The sequence below is a fragment of the Nonomuraea sp. KM90 genome, assembly GCF_052246675.1.
Lineage (GTDB): Bacteria > Actinomycetota > Actinomycetes > Streptosporangiales > Streptosporangiaceae > Nonomuraea.
In genome coordinates, this window is sequence record NZ_JBQQCB010000301.1 from 1 (window position 1) to 3,186 (window position 3,186).

Here is a 3,186-nt window from a genome sequence, read left to right on the forward strand (position 1 = left end):
CGTGCCGCCCGCGGGCAGCAGCGGCTTGAGACGTTCCCACTCGGAGTTCGTCAGATCACCACGACCCATACGCCAAGCGTGACATCCTCGCCACCCACCGTCATGAGATCTAAGAAACAGCTCCTAGTCCTGTCTGGTTCCGGGTTCAGGTGCCGCGCCAGGTGGGGTGTTTCTAGCCGGTGAGGCGGCGCTCATGAGATCGATCATGGCGATGTGACCAGTTCCGATCGGACGGCACCGGTCGGCCGATTTCCCGCGTTTTGAGGGTCACGGAGGCGGCCGATGGCATTGCCACGGCAGCCTCGGCGATGGCAGGAAAACGTCCTTTTTTGACACTCTCCGAGCTTTATCGACGGCTGTGCATGGTACAAGATCGCATTCAGGAGGGGCTCATTCGACTAGCCCGGAGGTGGCGATGTCGCACACCAAGCACGGCCTGGGAGTACATTAATGATTCTCATTCACGTCACCCGTATGCGCATCCCTGCTGGCAACTTTAGGCAGGTCCAATAGCTTGTCGTTAAGTTCTGATCTTTACGTCTGCCATGCGTTGATCCGCGATATTCGCTTTGACATGCGGATGAAGAATATCCGAACGGACAGCCGGGAAATTCAGTCCGGATATCGCTTCCTATCCCAGTTGACGCATTGACGGTGATTCTGACGCATTTGTCGATACTTCCGTCTTGCCTGACACGCGATCGCTGCGGTAATGATCTCTGGTGGTTGGTGCGGATATCCGGGTGGGCTACGTGGTACTGCCGATGGCGGGTACGCGGGGGCATCCTGCACATGCGGGACCCGGGCTGCAAGTTCCTCGATGGCCTGGATGCTCAGGTTCTCGAGCGATGTTTGCCGTTGGCGGCGGCGTACGACATCCGGTTCGGCCAGACGGCGCCGGTGCAGCAATTTCCCACGCATCAGAAGCGGTGGAACTTCCCCGGCGAGTGGTAGTCGGCGACCGCGGGTGAGCTGGTGGAGTTGGAGTCGTGGGCTGGAGCGCGGCCAGGTCGTGTTACCGGGCTTCTCGCTAGAGGTGATGGCGTTCTCCTCACAGCAGTTCTGGCTGACCTGGCATGACGGCCGGCGGCGGGGGCACGCTCGGGACTACTTCGCGCCTCTAAGACGGAGCGGGGTTGATGATCGACTTCCGCCCAGACGATCGGATCGATGGACGACACGGAGGTTTTGAGCCCATCCGCAGGGCGTGCGAGGCGGTGGGCTGGTCCTATCGCCGGGTCGGCGCCCCGCTGCCGGTGCTGGTGGCGGATCTTCGCTGGCTGGTCGGCTGTTCCTTCCCGTCACTGCTTATCCGGAGGATGCGATGTGCCCTGCTCGCGCCGGCAATATCATTCACTTCACCAGGCTGCTCCGGTCGCGGGCGATGCCTGCGCCCATCTTCATTGCTGTCAGCTTGCCCATGGGGATCGGCGCATACGTACATGGTCTTCCTGGCCTGTGGTGGGGTCTGGTGCCGGCTCTGTTCTGCGGAATTCTGCCCTGGATGTTGGATCGGTACGTCAAGCGACGAGGACCTATCCGCGCAGGATCCGGCAAACCGATCGTTCTGGTAGCGGGATCGGCGATGTCGGTGCTGACGGGCTTGGGAGTGCTAATGGCCGGTTCCGCTCCATCAACGGTGCTGGCATGCTCGACCGGCTTGTTCGGGATCTTGGTAGGAATAGCCGTCACATCGCAATGGCGGCGACCCGACGGCCGCCGCGGTTGGGACCTGTCCATCCACGCGGCAAGCGCCGCCGGGGCAGCCGGCATCACCCTGCTGACCGTTGGCGTCATGGCGGGAGTCATAGCCGCCCTGCTCACAGCAGCGGTGGCATGGTCTCGCGTCCGCACGCACCGACGCACCCATGGAGAGCAGGGGCACACCGTACCCGAGGTCATCGCAGGCGCCATCCTCGGTGCCGCGACATGCAGCTTGGCCTACCACCTCATTGCCTGACAGCGGGCAAGCTGCCAGGAGGCACACGTCCGCGCCGGTGGACGAGTGACATGTAACGCGGCCCGGATGGCGTGGAGGTTGTGCCAGATCCACCGCGAGATCGATCAGCAGGAACAGTGTCCCGGCATGCCCGAGGCCGTGGCCTGCCCGTCGGCACGTGGCCCGTTCGGGTCAGCGCTAGAGCCTGTACGGAGTTAAGATCAGAGGGATTTCCCGCGCTCCGGTCTGCGGTCCTGGTAGGCCTTCGGCATGGCGCGTGGAGACCTCACCGACGAGGAGTGGTCCTTGATCGAGCCTCACTTGCCGCTGGGCGAGCGAGGCCCGATTTCGGATCTGCGGCAGCAGTTCAACGCGGTGATGTGGCGGTTTCGGACCGGCAGCCCGTGGCGGGATCTGCCCGCCGCCGAATATGGGCCCTGGTCCACGGTCTATGACCGGTTCCGCTCGTGGGCGGTGAGCGGTGTGTTCGAGCAGTTGATGCAGGCGATGATCGCTGAGGCCGTGGCCCGCGGGCAGGTCGACCTCGACCTGGTCAGCGTGGACTCCACCACGGCCCGCGCCCATCACCATGCTGCTGGGATGGCGTTGGACGGCGAGCTGGCCGCAGCGCTGCACGAGGCGGCCGAGCAGGAAAAGGGGCTGCGCCAAGGGGGCAAAACGCCGGTGACGATGGCCCCGGCGACAGAGAGGGGACCGCACGCCGTCGCCTGCGACGGCGGCACAGGTTCCGGCTGAAGGTGGCCAAGCTGGGCCGCTCGCGGCGCGGGCTGATGAGCAAGGTACATCTGGCGGCCGACCGGCGATGCCGGCCGCTGTCCTTCGTTCTCACCCCCGGTCAGGCTGGAGACAGCCCGCAGTTTCGCGCGGTGCTGGAGCGCATCAGGATCCGCCTGCCCATCGGCCGTCCGCGCACCAGGCCGGGCGCGGTGGCCGCCGACAAGGCGTACTCCTCTCGCGGCAACCGCGCCTACCTGCGCAAGCGTGGGATCAAAGCGGTCATCCCGGAGAAGGCCGACCAGGCGGCCAACCGCAAGAAGCGCGGCTCTCGCGGCGGCCGCCCGGTCCGCCATGACCCGGATCTCTACAAGGAGCGCAACACCGTGGAGATCTGTCAAGCACAATGCACCGATAACTACAGCCTGGCCGTGTAGAGCGGGTGCTCAGCTGTCGGTGACCGGTTCGTCGGATGGGGGTGCCTTGGTCTGCTGCCAGCGTCTGCGGTTGTG

General features: G+C 64.7%; 3 protein-coding genes. All 3 read left to right on the forward strand.

What is annotated here, in order from left to right; genetic code table 11:
* Positions 1–1,471: 1,471 nt before the first annotated feature.
* The 3 genes from ACTWPW_RS63535 (at position 1,472) to ACTWPW_RS63545 (ending at position 3,111) form a co-directional block, all read left to right on the forward strand.
* Positions 1,472–1,960, forward strand: coding sequence for a hypothetical protein (locus ACTWPW_RS63535; protein WP_443174934.1), 489 nt, complete (start codon positions 1,472–1,474; stop codon positions 1,958–1,960).
* 249 nt (positions 1,961–2,209) lie between these two features.
* Positions 2,210–2,695 (forward strand): IS5 family transposase, encoded by a 486-nt coding sequence (locus ACTWPW_RS63540; protein WP_443174935.1) that lies wholly within the window; start codon positions 2,210–2,212, stop codon positions 2,693–2,695.
* 2 nt (positions 2,696–2,697) lie between these two features.
* Positions 2,698–3,111: a transposase gene (locus tag ACTWPW_RS63545; RefSeq protein ID WP_443174936.1), complete on the forward strand. Its 414-nt coding sequence runs from the start codon at positions 2,698–2,700 to the stop codon at positions 3,109–3,111.
* The last annotated feature ends 75 nt before the right edge of the window (positions 3,112–3,186 follow it).